This is a genomic window from Mesorhizobium huakuii (assembly GCF_014189455.1).
Lineage (GTDB): Bacteria > Pseudomonadota > Alphaproteobacteria > Rhizobiales > Rhizobiaceae > Mesorhizobium > Mesorhizobium huakuii_A.
The window spans coordinates 6,303,966-6,324,550 of record NZ_CP050296.1; the positions used below are offsets into that span (position 1 = coordinate 6,303,966).

Consider the following 20,585-nt stretch of genomic DNA (forward strand, 5'->3'; position numbering starts at 1 on the left):
TGCACACGGAGCGCACACGAAAAAATGGCCACCTACACAAAACTCTCATCCGGTTCCTGGCGCGTGCAAGTCCGTCGCAAAGGTCGCTACGTCAGCGAGACCTTCCTGCGGAGAGACGACGCGCGCCGCTGGGCGACCGAAACCGAGCGCCAAGTGGATCGCGGAGAGACGCCGACCAAGTCCCGCATAGCCCGCCTAAAAACCTTCGGCGAGCTCATCGACCTTCATATCGACGACATGTGCGAAGTAGGCAAGTCCCCTCGCCGCTCCAAGGCTGCGGCCCTCGATATGCTCCGAAGACATCTGGGCAAATGCAGCATAGCGGCTCTCGATCGTGAACGGCTCGTTCGTTTTGGCCGTGAGCGAGCCGCCCAAGGCGCCGGGCCGATGACTCTCGGTATCGACATCGGCTTTGTAAAACTTATCCTGTCCCACGCTGCGGCCGTCCACGGTCTGCCGGTCAAGGTGGAACCCGTCGATCTCGCGCGTATCGCGCTTAAGCGCCTCGGCCTTGTCGGCAAGGGGTGCGAGCGCGACAGGCGACCTACCCAAGATGAACTCGACAGGCTGATCGCTCACTTCGATGCAAACCCTCTTCAGATAGCGCCGGTTGGCCGGATTATACGTTTCGCCGTCGCGACAGCGATGCGACAGGAGGAAATCTGCAAGGCGCGTTGGTCCGACCTGGAAAACCGCACGCGGATGCTTCTCATCCGCGACCGGAAAGACCCACGCAACAAGAATGGTAACAATCAGCGCATCCCGCTGTTTGCGGCAACTGGATACGACGCCTGGGCCATTGTCGAGGAGCAGCAGGCAAGGCGCAGCAATGACGATGATCGAATTTTCCCTTTCAATCATAGGTCAGTTGGCACAGCCTTCCGTCGAGGTTGCGCTGATCTCAGTATCCACGACCTTCATTTTCATGACTTGCGGCACGAAGGGACAAGCCGCCTTTTCGAGGCCGGATTCTCGATCGAACAAGTTGCGCTGGTAACTGGGCACAAGGACTGGAAAATGTTGAAGCGCTACACCCATCTGAAACCAGAGGCACTCCACGCTCTATCTCGAGCGCGCGCCGCTTAGGAAGTGAACATCTCGAAGCCCAAATTGAGTATGCATCGTCCGGAATCGAAAGTTGGGCCGGACCAGGTTCGAGCAAAGGATGAACGCCTCTCCGTCCTCGATTGGCGAGTGGCTGTTATCGACAGCAGCGGCACTCGGCTGGCCCGGTCGACATGCCTTGCGCTGCCTGGCGGCGCCCAGCCGTATCAGGCGCTAAACGCCGAAAGCGTTCTGCGCGAAAGAGCGACGGATCAACGAGTGGTTTCGCGCCAGTGATCAGGTCCGCCATCAGCGCCCCGGCGCCAGGTCCCAGGCCAAAACCGTGACCGGAGTAACCCGTAGAGAGGAAGAGACCCTCCACCAACGGCACAGCTCCTATGATCGGAACGGCGTCCGGTGTGACGTCCATCAATCCAGCCCATTCATGCGTTAGCTTTACGCCTTTGAAGGCGGGGAAAGCTTGCGCGAGATGCTCAAGTCCAGCTGCGACGATGCCCTTCGAAGGCTTTGGATCGAGAATTCGATTGATTTCGAAAGGCGTGATTTCGTCTGCTTGCCAATGACGTGGCATGTTCTGGCCGCCCACCGTCGACCTGTGTCAGCAGCCGGACCTAGCCGCGAGAACCGTGAGTGAAGCGATAACCCTACCAGTCAAAACAATCCAAACAAACAGTAAGACAGAAAAGCAACCAACGCATAGAAAATTACACGATCGAATGGAATCATGAACTCTTTTGCCAAAATATCGTAGATTGTCAGTAACATAAAGAGAATTATCGCAGCATATATCTTTCCCATAGAAACCTCGATTAGGTGGAGCGCTGACGCTTGGCATGCCACCCGAGATACGACCGGCAGCGGCTGCGAAACTGCCCCCATAGGTGCCCGAACAATTCGCGCCAAGCCCCGCTGCGCCTATCCGGGCGGCCAATAGGCTCGCCCCGCTACCGTGTGGCACAGGCCGTAGACGATCTGCGAGACGAACCGCTACCCCCGATCCCCCTGTCGCCTTGTGAGCGGCTGCCCGCCACCTGCCCTTTCGAAAGCCCATGAACGGCAATCAAAGCACCGCCCCCAGACACCGCAGAAACGTCCAGTTCTGCCAACTCTCGCATCGCCCTCCTCGCCGATTGGGATATCTCAATCGCAACAGTGAGGCCCACACCGATGCGGGTTCGGCGCCAGCGGTCGGCGCGGCGCTAAGAATGCTGCGATCGGGGTGAGACCCGATCGCAGCACGGCGCATCCATTGGGCGGGAGGATGTGGATGCGCAACTCTAGACGGGCACGAGCAACTACGGAGTTGCTTGGTTCCGAGGCCCGATAAGGCTGGTTCATTTTCAGTCTGTCCGGTCGCCTTTGTGCAAATCTTGCAGATCGAGAAACCACGGCGGCAATCCGTTCGGCTCGTTGCGAAACAGCCGAACAGATTGCCTCGAACTCGCGTTTAACGGCGGCTCAAGATCCCAGTCGCTGACCGAATCATCGACTAAAGACTCCGAAGAGGTTTCAGCCATGCCTCGGGCCCACCAGCCCAAGAGCAGGCCTGTACCGATGCCGATGAAGACCTCGGCAGCGAGCCAGATCTTGCCCCCGAAAAGGAACCCCATGACCACCCCAGAGAGTGACGCCACAACCCAACCAAATAGTGGTGCTCGTCGATCCACTTGCGGCACCGCGTCCGATCGACGAGATGCAAAGACATCGCGACATTTCCGCATCGAATAGACCCCGTCCGTACATCTCAAATTTGTCGCGAAGGTATCGCGCCCTGCATTCACCCACCGCGACCGATCGTGATACCGCTGCGATCCCCTCAGATGGCAGATCGGCTTTGTTTCCCACGACCCAGCGGCTTCTGGTCGTGCGATCTAAATTGCAATGGAGTATTCGCGACACTCCCAAAAAGGGAGAATTGCCAATAGCAATCAGCTTTCGAAATGGGTTTTCATATTGCACCCCTCGCCGGGGGCGGTCTGTCCCGCGTCCCGCCTTCGGCGGCGCTATGCTGACGCTCCTAAGGCCGCCCTGTTGAACCGGTCTCGGGGTCACGAACCGGCTCCGGCAACGAACTGACTTACGTCCGCCTTGGCGGACATTTCATTGCCTGCGCTTTGTACGCCCTCTTTCGTCTGGTCCGCTTACGCGGACAAGGGAAGCGATCCATCTCTGGTCTGAACTGAAACGGTCGCTTCGATGGCTACCAGTGCGCCGCGGGGCGGCAACACGCAGTAGGCCTTGGCGATCAGCATCTTCTTGTTCTCGAGATTCGTTCCCATCGTGATGATGTCTGCCTTGGGAAATTCATCCGAGAACGAGTCCATCGTATCGGCGGTGATCCGGCCGCCGAGATTGTATTGCCTCAAGCGCCGTTCGGCGATGGGCTGACCATCGGCGAGATCGAATGTATTCCGCTTCGCCGGTGCTGCAAATGGGCGGTCATAGCGCGCGCGTTCCGATATCGCGCGCGCCATGATCCAACGTTCGATCGTTAGAACGAGCGCTGGAAGCGCAGGAGACCGCCGACGCTGTTCTTCTTGTCGGCACCCGTAAACGAGGGGTTGACGTAGTTTGCGTCGCCAAACCGGCCTGCATGGAGGTAGTCGACTTCGGCTGTGATCGTGAAGCCGGGGACGATGTCGTAGGCGACGTTGGCTGCAACGGCGACGTTTTTCCAGTCGTCAGCAGAAACCTGCGCGTTGAACGAGGTCTTCTCGTTGAACTTGTAGGTACCGCCGCCCCAGACTGCCCACTTGCCGCCCCACTGCTTGTAGAAGCCGCGACCGTTGGCCGGGGTTGCGTAGCTGTTGTCCGTGAGGTTGTCGTCGGTGCCGTAGCCGCCCATGACGAACAGCGACACTTCGTTGGAAACGTTCACATCCAAGCGAACCTTGCCGGCCACTTCCTCGTAGTTGCTGTCGTAAGCGATGACGCCGCTGATCGCGCCCCAGCCCTGCGTCCACTTCAGACCGCCGACGACGTGCGGAACGTAGCTGTCGATCGTGTCGAAGCCCGAGCCTTCTTCGAGAGAGACCACGGCCGAGAAGCCGTTGCCCGCGTCGAAGTAGTACTGCACGACGTTGGTGTCGAAATCACCGTAGGGAACGAGCGTATCGTTGATGACGCTGCCGGCGTAGCCGATGAACGTATCGAAGGCCGATTCGTCCTTACCGACGCGCAGACCACCGAGCTGGATCCAGGCGAAGTTCAGCGAAACGTCCTTGTTGTGGGCGCCGTTCGGGAGAAAGGTGACGCTACCATCCGGATTGGTGACGGAGTCGGCACCCGACTGGTTGTTGCCGAAGTTGAAGCGGGTCTCGGTGTAGGTCTTCAAGGTGCCCAGCTCGGTTTCCTGGCCGGTCCAGGTCTGCAGCGAGAGGCGGGCATTCTTGTGCCAAGTGTCGTTCTCGCCACTGTCCTTGTGGTCGCCAGACCGTGCGCCATCGATCGAGCCGACGTCGCCGCCGCCGATGTCGTAGCGGACATAGCCGCCGATGCGCAGGCAGGTCTCGGTGCCCGGGATATAGAAGTAGCCAGCGCCGTAGACGTCGCAAATCTTGACGTATTCGGCCGGTTCCGGCTCGGCGACGGTCACAGCGTCGGCGGCGCGAGCACCGGAAACTGCGATCAGGGCCGCAGCTGAGCCGAGAAGAAGGCTCTTGATGTTCATTTTTTCTCCACACAAAGATTAAATAAGGGGCAGAGCTTCTGGCTGAACCAGAGTTTCCCCACCCATCCCTCGATAAAGCTGCGCGGTGCAACTTGATCACGGTGTAATGCTATTCACGACATCGATTTTGGCAAGCTGATTTCCAAGTTATACGGCAATATTGCGAAACAATTGTGGCAATTATACCATCAATTTTTACATTTTATCTGCACAAACTAAGCAACTTGCACAATACAGCTCAGAATGTTCAGCTCGGAATTATTGATGTAGGTGGAAATTAACATGGATAGTATCGCAATTTGACATGCGATCTCTCCGGCTTACCATGGTTTTTGATGAATTGTCAGCGAGACTAATTTGAAAATGGCTTGATCAGCTCGGCTTCATGTGGAGAAAATTTTGCGCGGCCAAGATGACTTCAGCAGCGAGATCTTGTCTTAGCATTTCTATGGGAATTCGGCCGTCAGGCCGAGGTAAAGGCGAGACCAGCCAAAGCCACGCCAGTCTGGAACTGGAAAACAAGGAGAGCACTTGTCGTATTCCCGGAACAGGTCTGCCATCGATGAACTGAGCCAAGGGGAACACATGCTTGCGAGAGCCTTTTCGCAATCCGACTACGTCGTTGTGCCGTTGCCACCAATTCAGTGTCGATCGCGGTATGCCGAAGTGCTCTTCCAGATATGTTGATCCTGCCACCTGGCCCGCCCAGTCAGCAATTCGCATGCTATCGCATTGCTGATCTCGTGCTCTTAGGACTGCAAACTCATGCGCACTGTCGGTTCGCGCGGTGGGCGGAGCCGCATCAGGGGCGTTGGCATCGAAACTTCGCGCTGCTCCATCTGCGAGCTTGCGGATAAATTCGATGGCCAGGGCGGTCAATTCTTCATGGACACCTTGTCGGCAAGGTGTGGAAGGCTGCCCGGCAGGAGCGACATTGCCTGCGCCTGCGATCGATGAGGTTGACCCGCGTTCCTTTATAACTTGATCGCATAGAGTCAGAACGCGCTGCACTTCTTCTGCAACCAAGCTTGAAAGGTCGCGGTGCTGAGGTTCATCTCCAAAACTAAAGGACTTGTTCATCTGAGGCTCCCCCGTCGCGACATGGCAGGATTTTCACCGAAGCCCGGCGGTGACTATCCGCAGCCTTACCTAAGGCGCCTGCTTTTCGCTCACATGTGGCAAATGGCATACACACGCCCCAATAGCGGGTCTTGGAGGCAACGGTCTGCAAACTCAGTTCTCACTCACTTACGGCCCAGTGGCCTTGATTGAACGTGCGCCTGGCGTTCAACGGCACTTCGGCGGCGATTTTGGTGGGTGCAAACCGGCTTCCATGTCTCGGCCACCGAAGTCTCCTGATGCCATTAGGGATGCATCGCAGCATTCGCGACACTCCCAAAAAGGGAGAAGTGCGAATGCCGAGCATCTTTCGAAATGGGCTTTCATAAGGCACCCCTCGCCGGGGGCGGTCTGTCCCGCGTCCCGCCTTCGGCGGCGCTATGCTGGCGCTCCTAAGGCCGCCCTGTTGAACCGGTCTCGGGGTCACGAACCGGCTCCGGCAACGAACTGACTTACGTCCGGCCTGGCGGACATTTCATTGCCTTCGCTTTGTACGCCCCTTTTTGTCTGGCCCGCTTACGCGGACGAGGGAAGCGATCCGTGTCTGGTCTGAACTGAAACGGCCGCTTCAGCGCGTTTAACGGCTCGCTCCGGAAAGGTCTCCGAAAGCAGAGTGAGAGGTGCGGACGATCTTCCGTGACGGGTTGAGGGTCGGGAGAGTGGCTTCCGGCGCCCGTCGCGGAGAACCGCGATGTCCAGAAGAACCGCAGGCTCAAGCGCCGGGTCGAGCAGGTCCAGCCTTTACGACGATATTACCAACAAGATCATCGCTGAACTCGAGGCTGGTCATGTGCCTTGGGTCCAACCCTGGGGCACTTCAGCTGCGAAGGCGCCGCTGGCTATGCCGAGAAATGCCGCCACTGGCAGGCAATATTCCGGGATCAACGTCCTGTTGCTCTGGGGCTCGGTCATCGAGCATGGTTTCCCTGGCCAGAGCTGGCTCACCTTCCGGCAGGCGCAAGCGCTCGGGGGCAGCGTTCGCAAGGGCGAACAAGGCACGACTGTCGTCTACGCCGACCGATTTGTGCCGAACGACGAGAAAAGGCGCGCGCGGGAAACCGGCGATGAAGCTCGACCGATTCCCTTCCTGAAACGCTTCACCGTGTTCAACGCGGCGCAATGCGATGGCTTGCCGGACGACATCACTCTTCTCGCGCCACCTGCACCGCCTGGCATGATCGAGCCCAGGGTCGAGGCACTGATCAAGGCGACGGGTATCGACTTCAGGATCGGAGGCAATCAGGCCTTCTACGATCCAGCCCATGACTATGTCGTGGTTCCGCCGCCGCAGGCCTACAGCGAACCGATCAATTGGCACCGAACCGCGCTTCACGAACTCGGCCACGCCACTGGCCATCGATCGCGTCTCGACCGCGATCTGTCGGCCTCCTTCGGCACCAGAAAATACGCCTTCGAAGAGTTGATCGCCGAGATGAATGCCGCCTTCTGTTGCGCATCGCTTGGCATCAGGCCAACCGTGCGGCATGCCGACTATATCGCCTCCTGGCTGGAAGTGCTGCGCGAGGACAGCCGCGCCATTGTTCGTGCAGCGTCCCAGGCGAGCAAGGCCGCGGACTATCTGCTCGGCTCCGTGCCGGACCATGGCGCGTCGGACAAAAGCGAAAGCGGTGGCCCGATGCCCGTCAATGCCAGGGCGGTCGCATGAGGTCGCCTACGCGGTTCGTCGCGCCGCGCCCGGATGGCGAGGCACAGCGCGCAGACCGAGAGTGACAGGAGGGACGGAATTTCGTGACGGGTTGGAGGCCAAGAGAGAGGCTCCTGGCCGCCCGTCGCGGAGTAAATCCCCATGGCTACTGCGTTCAAAAAGATCACCCTGTCGTCGTCGCGCGACATTCCCTTCAACCAGCTCGTCATTTCCCAGGCGAACGTCCGGCGGATCAAGGCCGGCGTCTCGATCGAGGAGTTGGCGGAGGACATCGCGCGACGGACGCTGCTGCAGAGCATCACCGTCCGGCCGGTGCGCGACGCCGACGGCGTTGAGACTGGCATGTTCGAAATCCCTGCCGGCGGTCGTCGCTATCGGGCGCTCGAGCTGCTGGTAAAGCAGAAGCGTCTCGCCAAGAACGCACCGGTTCCCTGCGTCGTGCGCGAAGGCGGCTTCGCTGAAGAGGACTCGCTGGCCGAAAATATTCAGCGCGCTCCATTGCACCCCCTGGATCAATTTCGAGCCTTCCTCACCTTCCGCGAAAAGGGCCTGTCGGAGGAGGAAATCGCCGCCAATCAGTTTGTCTCGGTATCGGTCGTGAGGCAGAGGCTGCGCCTGGCGTCGGTCTCGCCCAAGCTCCTCGACATCTATGCCGAGGACGGCCTGACCCTCGACCAGCTGATGGCTTTCACGGTCAACGCCGACCATGCCCGGCAAGAACTCGTGTTCGAGCGCCTTGCTCAGAGCTACGACGAGCAGCCGCACACCATTCGTCGGATGCTGACCGAAGGCGCCGTCCGTCCCGCCGACAAGCGTGCGCAATTCGTCGGCCTGGATGCCTATACCGAAGCCGGTGGGATCGTCATGCACGACCTGTTCCAGGGTGACGATGGCGGCTGGCTGCAGGATGTTGGCCTCCTCGATATGCTGGTGGCCGAAAGGCTGCGGGAGCAGTCGGACGAAATCTCGGCCGAAGGTTGGAAGTGGATCGAGGTCGCGCCCGATTTTCCCTACGGTCACACCTACGGACTGCGCCAGCTCCGTGGCGAGCAGCCGGCCCTCACCGACGAGCAACAAGCCACCCGCGACGCCCTTCAAACCGAGTTGAACGGCTTGCAGGAAACTTATGCCGAGGCCGAGGACCTGCCGGGCGAGGTCGACGAACGGCTCGGCGAGATCGAGGCCGCGATCACCGCGCTCGACGATCGGCCGCTGGTTTTCGATCCCGAGGAGATCGGCCGCGCCGGCGCGTTCATCAGCATCGATCGATCAGGCAACCTGCGGGTTGAGCGTGGATATGTTCGGCCCGACGACGAAGTTCCGATCGAAGCGGCAGTCGATGTCGAGACCGGGGACAGTGCCGGTACTATGCCGGCGCGGACTGAGTATGAGGCCGATGGTCTGAGCGCGGATATCGAGACCCCGATGGAATCCGAGGAAGACGACGGCTTGAAGCCGATCCCCGACCGCTTGATGACCGAGCTGACCGCCCATCGCACGCTGGCTCTGCGTCATGCGCTCGGCGAGCAGCCCGATGTCGCCTTCCTCGCGGCGCTTCACGCCCTCACGCTGCGCGCCTTCTATCGCTACGGCTCGGATACCTGCCTCGAGCTCGAGCTGAAAAGCGTTGGCTTCGGCGCTCAGGCGCCGGGCCTGAACGACAGCGGCCTGGCCGCCGCGGTCAATGGCCGGCATCAGAGCTGGGTGGCGGCGCTTCCGAAAGAGCCTGACGAACTGTGGGAGGCGCTGCAGGCGTTCGACGGCGACAGCCGGCATGCTTTGTTTGCCCACTGTGTCTCGCTGTCCGTCAACGCCATCTACGAAGCCTATAATCGCCGGCCGCGTGCGCTCGCGCATGCGGACCAACTCGCTCTGGCCGTCGATCTCGATATGGTGGTGGCCGGCTGGAAGCCAACCGTCGACACCTATCTAGGGCGAGTGACCAAGGCGCGGATCCTGGCTGCGGTTCGCGAGGCAAAGGGCACGCGCGCCGGCGACAGGATCGAGCATTTCAAGAAGGGCGATATGGCCGAGCAGGCACAAGAGTTGCTCGCTGGCACGGGCTGGTTGCCGGAGCCCCTGCGCACGTCCCAACTTGCAGTGGCGGACGCCGATGCTCCGGTCCCTGGGGTCGCCCTCTCCACCGATCGCGCATTCGAAGAAACGGCGGAAAATGACGGCGAAACGGCCATGGCGAAAACCGAGCCGCTGGCCGAAGATGACACAGCCGAGATCGCTCCTCCCTCGATCGCGGCGGAATAACAGACCCCCAACACCTCCACCCGGGGGCCTGCCGGCAACGGCAGGCCCTTTTTTCGTCTGGGAGTGCGCTATGGAACCAATTGCCGAACTTGCGCGACGGCTGGCCGCTCAGGCCGAGACCGTTTGCCGGCACTATCTCTCCAATGGCCGTCGCGAAGGCTGCTACTGGCTTGTAGGCGACGTTCGCAATACGCCGGGACGCTCAATGTTCGTGCGACTGAAAGGCGGTCTCTCAGCCAAGGGGGCCGCGGGCAAATGGACTGATGCCGCGACGGGCGGGCATGGCGATCTTCTCGATGTTATTCGTGAGAGCTGTGGCCTGATCGACTTCAGGGACGTCGTCGACGAGGCGCGCAGCTTCCTCAACTTGCCCCAACCGGAACCGGAGCGAACGGGTCACTGGCCCAAATCGACACCCGCTCCCTTGGGCTCGACGGAAGCAGCACGTCGATTGTTCGCAATGTCGCGACCGATATCGGGCAGCGCTGTCGAGACGTATCTGCGCAAGCGCGGAATTACGACTTTTCACGGCACTGGAAGCCTGCGGTTCCACCCGCGCTGCTACTATCGCCCTGACGAGCAATCGCCGGCTGAGACCTGGCCGGCCATGATAGCCGCCGTCACCGATCTCGATGGCCGTCTGACCGGCTTGCACCGCACCTGGCTCGACCCCTCCGGCATCGACAAGGCGCCGGTCGAAACACCACGTCGCGCTATGGGCGACCTCCTTGGGCACGCGGTCCGCTTCGGGTGGCCAAGCGATATCATTGCAGCCGGCGAAGGCATCGAGACGGTCCTGTCCCTCCAATGCGTCTTGCCCGGCATGCCAATGGCCGCAGCGCTTTCGGCTGCCCATCTCGCCGCAATCCTGTTTCCCGCCACGCTGAAACGGCTCTACATCGTGCGCGACGACGATCCGGCTGGCGATGGCGCACGCGACAGGCTGATTGAACGGGCGCAAATTGCCGGGATCGAGACCTTGGTCCTCTCGCCGGTGTTCGGGGACTTCAACGACGATCTGCGCCGGCTGGGCATCGAGCCTTTGCGAGCAAATGTCCGTGGCCAGCTTGCCCCGCAAGACGCAGGCCGATTTGCAGCGTTCGCAACATAGGCCGGAATGGAGGCGAGCTGCGTCCGGTTCTCTTCGCTCCTCTTGGATGCAGTGAGTTCGGAGAGGCCCGCACACCTGGCCTTCAAGAGGGCGATCGGCCGGCAAGCGGGTCGGACCTGCAATGGCTGCGGCCGGCTATTTTCCGGCGGCCCTCCCCCAAGCGACCCGTCACACGGGACGCCGGCGGGCCTTTCCATCGCGAGGCAAAATAGCCGGCCTTCACCCTCCTCCGCCTATGCTCCGGCCCTCCGCTTCGCTGCGGGTGCAGGTCCGACCCGCTTGCCGCCTTCGTCGCCATGAAGGCCGCGAGGGTCGCGGTCAAACCGACGGAGCATCCATGAGCGAGCAGGACGACGAGCCGCGGCACGCGGCCTCCCCCACCGATTACGTGCTCACCGAATTGCAGCTCTATGGCTACCGGCCCTTCGCGGATGAACCGGATCCCCGGCCCCTTCCCGACGGCAACAGGATGGCCAGCGCCATCGCCGACATCTTTGACGCCCTGATCGTCACTTTGGAGGACACCCGCCTCGAGCCCGACCTGCCTGGTCTCCTGTGGTCGACCGTCAATGTCTTCCACCGCGCGGCCGATCGGATCGAGCGCGAGCTGGATGACAACGAGCAGGCGCAGCGCAGAAGCCAGCGGGAGCAGGACGGCAGCGAGGTGAAATCCGTCGACCTGGAGCGCCTGACAGCCGAGGGGCAGACGCTGATCGAGCATCGAAACGCTTTCGAACAGATGCGAGACCAGGCCGCCGAGCTCTACGAGCGCCACACCGGATCAGCGTGGCGCCCGCGCAGCGGCTCGATGGTCAACCACAAAGCCATGACCTCGGCGATGATCGACAGCCGCGATTTCGTGGCCGCCAGGAAGCGCGCGGCTCAAGAGGTGCTGTTGCCGCCGGGACCGAAGATCGTCGTCACCGGAGGGCTCGACTTCAACGATCATCGGCTAATCTGGGCGACGCTCGACCAGGTTCGCGCAAAGCATCCGGATATGGTGCTCATGCACGGCAAGTCGCCAAAAGGGGCCGAGAAGATCGCTTCGTGCTGGGCAGATCACCGCAAGGTGCCGCAGATCGGTTTCGCACCGGATTGGACGAAACACGCCAAGGCGGCACCTTTCAAGCGCAACGACGCGATTCTGGAGGTCCTGCCGATCGGGGCTATTGTCTTCCCTGGCACCGGTATCCAGGACAATCTAGCCGACAAGGCTAAGCAGCTCGGTATCCCGGTCTTTGACTTTCGCTCCCGAAGAGGCAGCGCATAAGCGCCGTTGGTCGATTCCAATATCCCTGGCCTCCGACGCGAGCGGCACCCGCTCGGCTCGATTCTGACTAAGCGAAACCATTGGAGTCTCGCTGGCATCCTGTTGAAGCGAAATCCAATCCCCGCTCTCATTGCGCTGATCCTTGGTCTGGCCGAGGGCCTGACGCCATCAACCCTTGAAGGGTCGGCTACGCCTGCATGCCGCCGGTCGGCTTTGCCTCCGGTGATTGCAGCCCTCAACCTGACACATCGGGCGCCTGTCGCGCGGGGATGGTCCCCGCCTCCAAGACAGGAGCCGGTAAGATGTCTTCCAACGATGCCTACGCTTTCGCCTTCAGCCTCGCCACAACTCTAATGGCGGTCATTGTCATCTTCAGGGCCGGCGACGGAACGCTCTCCGTCGTGCCAGCCACCGAATTCGACGGCGACGCGGATGTGATCGCTGAAATCGATCCGTTCGACCCTTAGGGATATTGATCCCTCGAACCCAAGACTGACTGCCTTGCGCCGCATCTTCGTCATGGCGCCCGCCTCTGCCGCCTTTCGAAAACTGACGTCGTCAATGTGAACGCTGCAGGCGAGCTTGTGGCAGGCCAGTCTCGGCTCGCTGTCGGCTCAGCGTCGTGATCCGACCTTGAGGCAACCTCATCATCTTAGCAGGTAGTGAAATAAAAATACCGGAATTTCAGATTATCAAATTTATCTTTCACAACGTGTTTTCGCATGCTAGCGTCGTGTCCGTAGCTGGAATGAAGTGCGCTTCCTTGGGCGGCATTTTCCGGTCTGCTCCGAAGATAGGCCTCTCATGGGACGTTGCGGTTGATGAAGACGAAGGCGCCTGGCAATAAGGCTGTGTCTGATGAGACCGAAGTGGCCAGCGCGCTGGAAGCCAGGTTGCGTGAGGGCTGGCTGGATTTCGCCCGGACAGAGCAGGCAATCGCGCGATACCTTCTCGCCAACATCCGCGACATTCCCTTTGAAACCGGCGCCACCATTGCCGCTGGCGCTGCTGTGAGCGAGGCAAGCGTCACCCGTTTCGTGCGGCGTCTCGGCTACGCAGACCTCAAGGAAATGAAACGTGGCCTGCGCTCCGCGCCGAAAGTCGCTGGCTCAGGCCTGGATAGCGCCGAGCTGCGTTTTCGTATCGGCGGAGAGAAGCAGGAGCGGTTGGCCCGCAGCCTGGAGATGGAGCAAGAGGCCTTAGCCGCGGCCTATGGCCTTGCCCAGGGCGAGACGTGGTCCGAAATCGTCAATCTGCTCAGCACCTGCGAGCGCGTGAACTGCGTGAGCTTCCAGGCAGTGAAGGGATTGGGGCTCGATTTCGCGACGCGTCTGCGCTGGGTGCGCAGCGGTGTTCGCTTTGCCGAAGGGTTGGGCGGCACGTTCTCGGAAATCCTCACCGATGGCGGCGAGAATTCTTGCGTCCTGCTGATCGACACCGCGGAATACGCCGCAATGACCTTTCGACTGTGCACTCAGATCAAGCGCCGCAAGATTCCATTGATTATCGTCACCGACAAATACAGTCGCTGGGCATCTGAGTACACAAAGCTAGCGCTCGAAGTGTCGACACGCGTCGATCTGTACTGGGATTCGACGTCCGCGATAAGTTCGGTACTGAACCTACTCACGCATTCCGTGGCCGAGAAACTCGGCAAATCGGCTGAGACGCGGATGAATGAGCTGGAGGATATCGCCGGGATCCTGCGGACCTTTCACAAACCGCCACGGCGCATAGCGCGGCACATCAAAGAGGAAGAAGGCGAAGAATGACGATCGATCACCCTTTGCAGAATTCTTGGACGGTCAGGGCACGGGTATGAAGCTGACGGAATACGCCGCCCATGACGGGCTTGGTCTGGCCGAGCTCCTGCGCAAGCGGGAAATCACGCCGCGCGAGCTGGGAAACTGCATCCTTTCGGGGATCGCCGCGGTCAATCCGCGGATCAATGCCGTTATCGAAACCTATGCCGATGCGATCGAAGCGCTTGGCGAGGCTCCCGGACCAGCGCCTTTCTACGGCATGCCGACATTGACCAAGGATTTCCCCATAGAAGCCGGCCGGCCGGCCGAGTTCGGCAGCGTTTTCACCAAGGGTTTCATCCCGGAAGAGGATGATGCCTTCTGGGTGAAACTGCGATCCGGTGGCCTTGCCAATATCGGGCGCACCACCACCTCGGAATTCGGCATCGCCGCGGCAACGGAATCCTCGCTCTATGGCGCGACGCGCAACCCCTGGGATACCAGCAGGGGTGTTTCGGGATCGAGCGGCGGATCTGCCGCCGCCGTTGCCGCCGGAATCGTTCCTTTCGCGCAAGGCGGCGATGGCGGCGGCTCCATTCGCACCCCCGCTTCCTTTTGCGGTGTCGTCGGCCTGAAGCCGTCCCGCGGCCGGATCAGCGGCGCGCCGGACTCGAATGCGCCAATGCTGGGTCTCTCTATATCGTTCATGCTGGCACGCTCGATCCGGGACACGGCGGTGTTGCTTGATCAGGGATCCGGCGCGGTTGCCGGCGACGCCTATGAGATCGTCCATCCCGCCACCAGCTATGCCCAGGCGATCGAGACGCCGCCCAAGGCTTTACGCATCGCCCTTTGCACGACGTCCTGGTCAGGCTATCCGCTCGACGCCGAAGTTAAGGCGACGGTCCTCGACGTGGGCAAGAGACTGGAGCAGATGGGCCACAAGGTGGTCGAGGCCGGTCCCGCGTTCGACTATGAGCGCTATCTCGCGGCTCAGAAAGTGATCTGGGCAGCCTCCACGGCGCAATCGCTCGACGCGTTGGCGGGCCTGCTGCGACGGCCGGTCGAAGAGAGTGGCCTGCAGCAGACAACACTTGCGGTCTACCGCCATGGCCACACGCTAAACGCAGCGAGCTTGATCGCCGCGATTGCTGTTTATGACAAGATCACCCGGGTGGTTGGTGAATTCCTTGCCGTCCATGACGTGCTGGTGACGCCCACTTGCGCGATTTCACCGGAATTGCTCGGAACCTACAACCCCGATCGTCCTGGCCGCAGCATCGATACGGTGTTTGCGGACATGGCGCCGAAAGAGACTTTCAGCGCGCTCTTCAACGGCACCGGATCGCCGGCAATATCCCTGCCGCTCGGCTGGACACAAAACGGCCTGCCGATCGGAGTGCAGTTTGTCGCCGCATTCGGACGTGACGACCTGCTGCTGCGGCTAGGGGCGGTGCTCGAGGCCGAATACGCCTGGCACCACCGCAAACCATCCGCCCACATCACCCAAGACTGCTTGAACTAACCAGACTGCTTGAACCAACAAGCATGGATTGCCCGGGAACATCATCAACGCAAATGGGAGTCTGTCATGGACCGAAGAGTATTCCTCAAGAGCGCGGCACTTGCCGGCTTCAGCATCGCGACATTGCCGGCGACATTGCTTCGAGCCAATGCCGACGGCAGCAAGGTCCTGCGTATGGCCTACGGAGCCGAGGTTCTCACCCTAGACCCGATCAAGACCACTTATGGACCCGATATCCTCATCCAAGGCATGATGTACGCACGCCTGCTGCACGCCAATCCCGATCGCACCGAAGTCGGCCCGGGCCTGGCCGCGAGCTGGGACATCGGGGATGACGGCAAAACCTATACGTTCCACTTGCGCGAGGCCAAGTTTTCCGATGGGTCGCCGATTACGGCCGAGGACGTGGCGTTCAGTTGGAACCGCATGCGCTTCCAGAAGGACTCCGCCTATGCGGCCCCCCTTCCAGCCGCTGACCAAGATCGAGGCAAAAGATGCCAAGACGGTGGTGATGACGCTCGATCGCAAATTCACGCCTTTCCTGACCCTGACCGAAATCTGGAATACCGGCATCGTGCCGAAGGCGGTGGTCGAGAAAATGGGAGACGACGCTTTCGCCAAGGCACCCGTCACATCAGGGCCATTCAAATTCGTCGAGTTGAAGCCGGGCGACCGCGTGGTCCTTGCCCGCAACAAGCACTACTATCGCGAGGGCGAGCCGAAGATCGACGGCGTCGAATTCCGCTACGTCCCCGACGACAACACCAGGGTCTCGATGTTGCAGGCGGGCGAACTCGATGTCTGCCTCGGAGTGCCCGCCCCGCGCATGGCCGAATTGAAGGCCGCCGGCTTCCGGGCCGATCCTGAAGCTTCGAGCTCCACCTATGACATGCTGATCAACCATTCGGCCGAACCCTTCAACGACCTCCAATTCCGCCAGGCTGTCAGCTATGGCATCGACCGCGCCGCTATCAACGCCGCAGTCACGCTGGGCCTCGGCACACCGGCCAGTTCCATCATGAGCCCGGCGCTCGATTTCTTCGACAAATCGCTGCCGGTCATTGCCCGGGACGTCGAAAAGGCGAAGGCGCTGCTAGCCGCGTCCGGCAAGACCGGAGCCAGTTTCGAGCTCATCCAGAATGCCGGCAGTGCGGACGAGGAAAAGGCCGCTGTGCTGATCCAGGCGCAGCTGGCGGAAGTCGGCATTACCGTCAACATTGCCAAGATCGATTCAACCCAGGCCTGGACCCGTCTCGCCGACGGCGAATATCAGGCGGAAATGAACTGGTGGTACAACGAGACGCGAGACCCGGACAACGCCTTGCGCTGGTGCGTCTGGGGTGCTGGCGACAACAAATCCTATTACACCCGCTACAACAACGAGGCTGTCAACAAGCTGATCGATGAAGCTTCGGGCGAGGCGGACAATGCCAAACGGGCCGAACTTTATGCCCAGATCCAGAAGACCGTGGTCGATGAAGTGGCGCAGGTGGCGCTCTATCACCCGACGTGGCTCAACGCCTACGCTCCGAGCGTCAAGGGACTGATCCTGAACGTCGGCCTGCAGTTCTCGTCCATCGGCGGAACCAGCCTGGATTGATCGGCACTGGATGCGGGGCGGGATGAAGCAGTTCGTCCATGCCTCGCATCAATTTGAGACCAGGATCCCGACCATGAATCGATTCTCCTTCATCCTCAGACGGCCGATTCAATTGATCCCCGTGTTGCTGGGCATCAGTGTGATCACCTTCCTGCTGCTGCAAATGACGCCCGGCGACCCGGTTCGCCTCATGCTTGGCCCGAAGGCCAGCCAGGAGGCGATTGAATTCGTGCGGGCGCGCTACGGTCTCGATCAACCCGTCCCCGTGCAGTATTTCTACTACGTGCTGAATTGCCTGCGTGGCGATTTCGGTCAGTCGATTGCCTTTCGTGGCCCGGTCAGCGGTGTCATCGTCGCACGGATCGCGCCAACGATTTTCCTGATCCTTTATGGCCTCGTTATCTCGCTGCTGTTGACATTCGCGCTCGCGGTCACCGCTGCCCGGCAGCGCGGGCGATGGATCGATCATCTCATCCGTCTCGTCTGCGTTGCGGGTGTTGGCGTGCCATCCTACTTCGTCGGCCTGCTGCTGATCATGGCTTCTGCCTGCGACTGAAGATCTTCCCGGTATCCGGATACGGGCCAAGCTTCGCCAACAATCTGTGGCATCTGTTCCTGCCGGCCCTGACGATCGGCATCGGGGTGACGCCGATCCTCGCCCGCAATCTGCGCGCGACCTTCATCCAGCAAATGGACAAGGACTATGCGGTCGCTTGCCGCTCCAGGGGCCTGCCGGAGAGCTACATCTTTTCCCGGCACGTGTTCTGGAATTCCCTGCTGCCGACCGTCAATCTGCTGGGCGTCGTCGTCGCCTTCTTGATCGGCGGCACTGTCGTTGTCGAGAATGTCTTCAACATTCCAGGGCTCGGCAATCTGCTCATCCGCGGCGTTCTCACGCATGACCAGTTCGTTGTCCAGGCAGTGTCCCTGTTGCTGGCCGTCGGTGTCGTCATATCGAATTTTGCAGTCGACATCTTGACCGCCATTCTCGATCCACGGGTGACATTATGAGCGATCTGATGCAAGGCAGCCGCCCCTTGGCCATGGCGCGAATTCGGACCCTGCCGGCAACCCTGATCATTGGCGGTGCCGTCACGCTGGCCTGGATCATCCTGGCCACGCTGGCGCCGGTGCTGACCAGTTTCGACCCGATCAAGGTCGATGTGATGCAGGCTCTGAAACCACCCGGCGCCGAGCATTGGTTTGGCACCGACGCCATCGGCCGCGATGTGCTGGTTCGGACGCTGTTTGCCGCGCGCTGTGATCTCGCCATGGCCTTCTTCGGCGTGGTCGGGCCGATCGTCCTGGGGACTATCATCGGCCTTATCGCCGGCTATCTGGGCGGCAGGATCGATGCGGTGCTGATGCGCATCCTCGAAGTCACCGTATCATTTCCCTATTTCGTCCTGGTCATCGCCATCGTTGCCGTGCTGGGGCCAGGCCTCAAGAGCTACTTCATCTCGCTCACCTTGGTGAACTGGGTCAGCTATGCACGACTGGTGCGGAGCCAGGCGATGGTGCTGCGCGGCGCCGATTTCGTGCTGGCGGCGCGCGGTATGGGTTTTGGCCATTCGCGCATCATGCTGTTCCACATCCTGCCAAATGCCATCGTTCCATCAATTGTCTTCGTCATGACCGATGCGGTGCTGGCCATCGTGCTTGGATCGTCGCTGGGCTTTCTCGGCCTCGGCGTACAACCCCCGACACCGGAATGGGGCGCCATGATCGCCGACGGGCAGACCTACCTGACCACCGCCTGGTGGATTGCGATCTTTCCAGGCGTCGCCATCTGCCTTCTGGCGCTGGGCCTCTCGTTGACCGCTGATGGTCTCGCCCGCCTCTTGAACACGGAATCCTGAGATGAGCGACCTCGTCAACGTCGAGAACCTCACCATCGACTTCGCCACCAATTTTGGCGATGTCCAAGCCCTGCGCGGCGTCAGCTTTTCATTGAAGGAAGGCGAGGTCCTTGGAATCGTCGGTGAATCCGGCTCCGGCAAGACGGTGGCTTGCAGGGCCATCCTGAAGCTGATTGCCGGCAACGCGCTGGTGAAGTCGGGCCGGATCATGTTCGAGGGCAGCGATGTCCTTGCCATGAAGGATGCCGAGCTGGGGCGGCTGCGTGGCGGGCAAGCGGCGATGATCTTCCAGAATCCGTCAACGCATCTTGATCCCATCATGACGGTTGGGCGTCAGGTTGGCGAGGCGATGGTGGTCCATCAGGGCATATCCTGGCGACAGGCCAATGCGCGGGCGATCGGCCTGCTGGAAGACATGCATATCAAGGACGCGGCCAGGCGGGCGGTGCCTATCCACATGAGCTGTCGGGTGGCATGCGTCAGCGGGTGATGATCGCGGCTGCCCTTGCCTGCGAACCGAAACTGCTGATTGCCGACGAGCCGACGACGGCGCTTGATGTCACGGTGCAGGCTCAGATCCTCGACCTGCTCCGTGGCATCCGGCGCGAACGCAAGCTGTCGATCATCCTCGTCTCTCACGATCTTGGCGTGATCGCGGAAATGTGTGACCGCGTCGTCGTCATGAAGGACGGTGCGGTGCTGGAGATCGGATCTGTCAATCAAATCCTGCGTGAACCCGCCCATGAATACACGAAGCGCCTGATCGCCTCCCAACCCTCGCTGATGAAGCCAACCGCGCATGCCTGTCCCGTGGCAGCGCAACCGCATCTCCTGGTGAAGAACCTTTGCGTGAACTTCTATCCGGGGCAGAGCCTTGTGGCCTGGGCGACGCGCAAGCCGCAGCAGATTGTGCGCGCGGTCGACAATGTTTCGTTGGCGCTGCGTCGCGGCGGGGCGCTGGGGATTGTCGGCGAGTCCGGATCCGGCAAGAGCACCATCGCCCGGGCCATTGCCGGCCTGGTGCAGCCGCAACAAGGGGAGATCGAGGTGGACGGCCAATCGCTCGATCGCGCGCTCGCAAGGCGCCGGCCCGAGCAGGTTCGCAAACTGCAGATGGTGTTCCAGGACCCGTTCATGTCCCTCAATCCAGCCTTTACGGTTGCACAGACCCTGGCCGAGCCGCTGCGGCAACTGAGTGTCTGCCCGGAGGCGGAAATTCCGGCACGCATCCGCGACCTCATGGAAAAAGTGGAATTGCCGCGTCAACTGCTAGACCGCCGCACGACGCAACTTTCCGGCGGCCAGCGGCAACGCGTCGGCATCGCTAGAGCCCTAGCGCTGGAACCGGAGATTTTGATCGCCGATGAAGTCACCTCGGCTCTAGACGTCACCATTCAGGCCCAGGTACTCGACCTCTTTGTGCGGCTGCGCCGCGAATTGTCGCTGACACTAATCCTGATTTCCCACGATCTGGGCGTCGTGCGCTACCTGTGCGAACACGTTGGGGTGATGCAGCATGGTAAGCTGGTTGAGTATGGCAACACGGAAGACGTTCTGGATCGACCTCAGCAGGCCTATACTCACGAATTGATCGCCGCCATCCCAAAGCTCTCGCGTCCAACGAACCGCCGCGGTAGTGCGGATTCATTGAATGACCGGCCCGTTGCGACACCATCTTTTTAGTATAACAGTGAGA

The 20,585-nt window shown here is 60.8% G+C and carries 18 protein-coding genes and 1 pseudogene; 14 read left to right on the plus strand and 5 right to left on the minus strand.

All coding sequences use genetic code 11. The features are described 5' to 3' along the window. The first annotated feature begins 24 nt into the window (after positions 1-24). Positions 25-1,086: a site-specific integrase gene (locus HB778_RS30750; protein ID WP_183459371.1), complete on the plus strand. Its 1,062-nt coding sequence runs from the start codon at positions 25-27 to the stop codon at positions 1,084-1,086. A gap of 115 nt (positions 1,087-1,201) precedes the next feature. Here the strand turns inward: HB778_RS30750 and HB778_RS30755 are convergent, their stop codons facing one another. The 5 genes from HB778_RS30755 to HB778_RS30775 all read right to left on the minus strand — a co-directional run bounded on the left by HB778_RS30755 (position 1,202) and on the right by HB778_RS30775 (position 5,815). Next, positions 1,202-1,651 (minus strand): NAD(P)/FAD-dependent oxidoreductase, encoded by a 450-nt coding sequence (locus tag HB778_RS30755; RefSeq protein ID WP_244661677.1) that lies wholly within the window; start codon positions 1,649-1,651, stop codon positions 1,202-1,204. 754 nt (positions 1,652-2,405) lie between these two features. Next, positions 2,406-2,675, minus strand: a complete 270-nt coding sequence (locus HB778_RS30760) for a hypothetical protein (protein ID WP_183459373.1) — start codon at positions 2,673-2,675, stop codon at positions 2,406-2,408. Between the two features lie 531 nt (positions 2,676-3,206). After that, positions 3,207-3,539 (minus strand): hypothetical protein, encoded by a 333-nt coding sequence (locus HB778_RS30765; protein WP_183459375.1) that lies wholly within the window; start codon positions 3,537-3,539, stop codon positions 3,207-3,209. Between the two features lie 17 nt (positions 3,540-3,556). Next, positions 3,557-4,735, minus strand: coding sequence for a porin (locus HB778_RS30770; RefSeq protein ID WP_183459377.1), 1,179 nt, complete (start codon positions 4,733-4,735; stop codon positions 3,557-3,559). Positions 4,736-5,107: 372 nt separating this feature from the next. Then, a complete protein-coding gene (locus HB778_RS30775; protein WP_183459379.1) occupies positions 5,108-5,815 on the minus strand; it encodes a hypothetical protein in 708 nt (235 codons plus the stop codon). Between the two features lie 730 nt (positions 5,816-6,545). Here HB778_RS30775 and HB778_RS30780 point away from each other — a divergent pair. The 13 genes and pseudogenes from HB778_RS30780 (at position 6,546) to HB778_RS43140 (ending at position 20,572) form a co-directional block, all read left to right on the plus strand. After that, positions 6,546-7,520, plus strand: a complete 975-nt coding sequence (locus tag HB778_RS30780) for an ArdC family protein (protein WP_183459381.1) — start codon at positions 6,546-6,548, stop codon at positions 7,518-7,520. Between the two features lie 141 nt (positions 7,521-7,661). After that, complete coding sequence (locus HB778_RS30785) at positions 7,662-9,782, plus strand: ParB/RepB/Spo0J family partition protein (protein ID WP_183459383.1); 2,121 nt, start codon at positions 7,662-7,664, stop codon at positions 9,780-9,782. 70 nt (positions 9,783-9,852) lie between these two features. Then, positions 9,853-10,893 (plus strand): DUF7146 domain-containing protein, encoded by a 1,041-nt coding sequence (locus HB778_RS30790; RefSeq protein WP_183459385.1) that lies wholly within the window; start codon positions 9,853-9,855, stop codon positions 10,891-10,893. 337 nt (positions 10,894-11,230) lie between these two features. Beyond that, positions 11,231-12,163, plus strand: coding sequence for a DUF2493 domain-containing protein (locus tag HB778_RS30795; protein ID WP_183465275.1), 933 nt, complete (start codon positions 11,231-11,233; stop codon positions 12,161-12,163). 302 nt (positions 12,164-12,465) lie between these two features. Further along, a complete protein-coding gene (locus tag HB778_RS30800) occupies positions 12,466-12,630 on the plus strand; it encodes a hypothetical protein (protein WP_183459386.1) in 165 nt (54 codons plus the stop codon). A 354-nt stretch (positions 12,631-12,984) separates the two neighbouring features. Further along, entirely contained in the window at positions 12,985-13,935 is a 951-nt protein-coding gene (locus HB778_RS30805; RefSeq protein ID WP_183459388.1) for a MurR/RpiR family transcriptional regulator, read from the plus strand. 46 nt (positions 13,936-13,981) lie between these two features. After that, positions 13,982-15,430 (plus strand): amidase, encoded by a 1,449-nt coding sequence (locus tag HB778_RS30810; RefSeq protein ID WP_183459390.1) that lies wholly within the window; start codon positions 13,982-13,984, stop codon positions 15,428-15,430. Between the two features lie 252 nt (positions 15,431-15,682). Continuing rightward, positions 15,683-17,030: pseudogene (locus tag HB778_RS41795) on the plus strand (ABC transporter substrate-binding protein). A 22-nt stretch (positions 17,031-17,052) separates the two neighbouring features. Next, entirely contained in the window at positions 17,053-17,586 is a 534-nt protein-coding gene (locus tag HB778_RS30820; protein ID WP_183459394.1) for an ABC transporter permease, read from the plus strand. 86 nt (positions 17,587-17,672) lie between these two features. Then, a complete protein-coding gene (locus tag HB778_RS30825) occupies positions 17,673-18,041 on the plus strand; it encodes an ABC transporter permease subunit (protein ID WP_244661678.1) in 369 nt (122 codons plus the stop codon). After that, on the plus strand, positions 18,038-18,889 hold the full coding sequence (locus HB778_RS30830) for an ABC transporter permease (protein ID WP_210308051.1): 852 nt from the start codon (positions 18,038-18,040) through the stop codon (positions 18,887-18,889). Before HB778_RS30825 ends, HB778_RS30830 begins: the two co-directional genes overlap by 4 nt. 1 nt (position 18,890) lies before the next feature. Further along, positions 18,891-19,379, plus strand: coding sequence for an ATP-binding cassette domain-containing protein (locus tag HB778_RS43135; protein WP_348524637.1), 489 nt, complete (start codon positions 18,891-18,893; stop codon positions 19,377-19,379). Then, a complete protein-coding gene (locus HB778_RS43140) occupies positions 19,364-20,572 on the plus strand; it encodes an ATP-binding cassette domain-containing protein (protein WP_348524638.1) in 1,209 nt (402 codons plus the stop codon). Before HB778_RS43135 ends, HB778_RS43140 begins: the two co-directional genes overlap by 16 nt. Positions 20,573-20,585 lie beyond the last annotated feature (13 nt).